The sequence below is a fragment of the Bradyrhizobium sp. genome (assembly GCF_019244115.1).
In the GTDB taxonomy this organism is placed as follows: Bacteria; Pseudomonadota; Alphaproteobacteria; order Rhizobiales; family Xanthobacteraceae; genus Bradyrhizobium.
In genome coordinates this window covers 1-2025 of the sequence record NZ_JAFATE010000267.1, presented here as the reverse complement: position 1 = coordinate 2025, position 2025 = coordinate 1, and the positions used below count along the sequence as shown (strand labels likewise).

The following is a 2025-nucleotide window of genomic DNA, read 5'->3' as shown; positions in this document are numbered from 1 at the left end:
CTCAATAGTTTACGGCTTGCGCGCCAAGTGTTTTTCGAGGTCAACCACCGTTTCGACCACCGATACGTTCTGCTTGCGATCCTTTGACGTAATCGCGGCTGCGGCCTCGCGCATGTAGTCCGGATGATGATGGCCGTAGGTGTCGAGCAGCACCTTGACCGACATGCCGAGAAAGCCTGAGGCCTGCCACGGATCGGCGCGTCGCTGCATAAGCCACGTCGCCGCCGTGTGGCGCAATGTATGTGGCGAGATCTTCCCCTCCTTCAGCGACAGCCCTGACAGCCGCACGGCGGTCGCGAACCCGGTCTTCACGGATTTGACCGGCTGGCCGTTCCATTCGACGAAGTGCGAACGCACGACGCCGCGACGCACCCAGCGCCGCATGTGCGCCAAGAGTCGTCCGGGGATCGGCACCGGAGGCTGCCGCTTGTTGGTCGCCCGCTTACCCTCGGCGAGGCGATAGAAAATGCCTCGGTCGAGATCGACGAACGACCGGCCTTCGTCGCGCTCAGGCGAAGCCGAAGCGATAGCCCCAGCGCGGGTACCTGTGTACATGCCGATCAGCAGGAACCGGGCGATGTGGCGCAGCGGGCGCTTATCCGTCTCGATCTTCTGGCCCTTTAAAGGCCCGCGATGGACGGTCTGTGTCTCGCGGGCACGCCAGCAGGTCCAGATCAGGCGCGCAGCTTCTTCGCGGGTCAGCCAGCGCTCGCGCGGCCCGCCCTTCTCCGGCAGCGTCACATGGATCACGGCATGGTGCAGGTTCTCACGGGCATGATGCCTGATCGCCGCCCGCAAATCCTCAAGATCGCGCCGCGCGCCGCCGGAATTGCCGCGGGCCTTGACATAAGCAGCGCAAAGCGCGGAGTTAATCTCTCCCAGCATTTTGCCGCCGAAGAACTCGTTCAGCCGCTCGATTCGTCCATCGAACTTCTTGGGTGACGCTTGCCGATCGCGGTTGTCCTGACGATAGATCGACAACACATCGGCGATGTCGATCACGTCCACGTCGAGCGTCTTCCGCGGCGGCTGGTACTTGTCGGCAATATACGTCGCTAAGGCGCGCTCGGCTTCGGCCGGCGGTCGTTTTCCAGACGGTTCCGCAAGGCATCCCGTGGCGATATGCTTGCCGCCGTCTTTGATGATCCAGACGGAGGCGGCAACGATCCGTCCGTTTTTGCGGCGGGCTGGCCGCTTCCAGAGTCGAGATCCCTTGCTTGTACGCGGCATAGTCGGCGCATCTCCTCGATTGCGGCCAGCGTCGTGAACTGCTTCCCGGCCATAACCTCGACGGTGAGCCTTTTCCGCCGGATTTCCTTGCGCAGGCCTGAGACCGTCATCCCGCCCATAGGAAACGCGATCTTGACGGCATCGGCAAGGCGCAGCGGAGCATCAGGTGCAATTTCAGGCTGCGCTCGATTTGTCATCGACGCTCATGGTGCTTCTGATGAAAGACCGAACAAAGTGGCTGACCACTATAATGGCGGCGGCCCGTTCGGAGTAAAGCTGTGCCTTCCTTCTATCGCAGGATTGGCCGTCACCTCGTACAATGGAGTAGACGGGCAATATCGCGAGGCAGAGAGGCATCAGGCTCCGGACGCGAGTTCTGCGCTCGACAGAATTTTACGAAGAATCGGTGCGAGAAAAGCTGGTAGCGGGGATCGGCTACATCGCGAAACCCACTATTTCGGAAGTCTATTTTCTTATCGGCGGACAGCGCTGGCCCGCGGCTGCGTGATAGCCGCCCAAAGCCGCCTTTTGTGCGCGCCTCGAATGTTACGGAACAAGTTCAAATCCCGGGCGGGATTTGAACCCGCGACTCTTGGATAGGAGTGCCGGTAGAAGATGAGTAGGGAATTCAACTCCGGCTACTGCCACGGCCATGTCACGAGCATCGCCGACGCTTTCAAGGATCGCGGCTCGATTGAAAGGAGATAAGCATGAATGAACGTGCTGCCCAAGGGCGACAGATAAGGCCATTGCAACGGCGATCAAGGCCATTCGCAACTGGCAGGCCAAAAAGAC

The 2025-nt window shown here is 60.6% G+C and carries 2 protein-coding genes; both read right to left on the bottom strand.

From position 1 onward, the window contains the following. Positions 1 to 9: 9 nt before the first annotated feature. Positions 10 to 1230 (bottom strand): tyrosine-type recombinase/integrase, encoded by a 1221-nt coding sequence (locus JOZ76_RS12065; protein ID WP_291698852.1) that lies wholly within the window; start codon positions 1228 to 1230, stop codon positions 10 to 12. A 546-nt stretch (positions 1231 to 1776) separates the two neighbouring features. Beyond that, positions 1777 to 2025: hypothetical protein (locus JOZ76_RS12060; RefSeq protein ID WP_291698851.1), on the bottom strand; the 249-nt coding region annotated here is incomplete at its 5' end.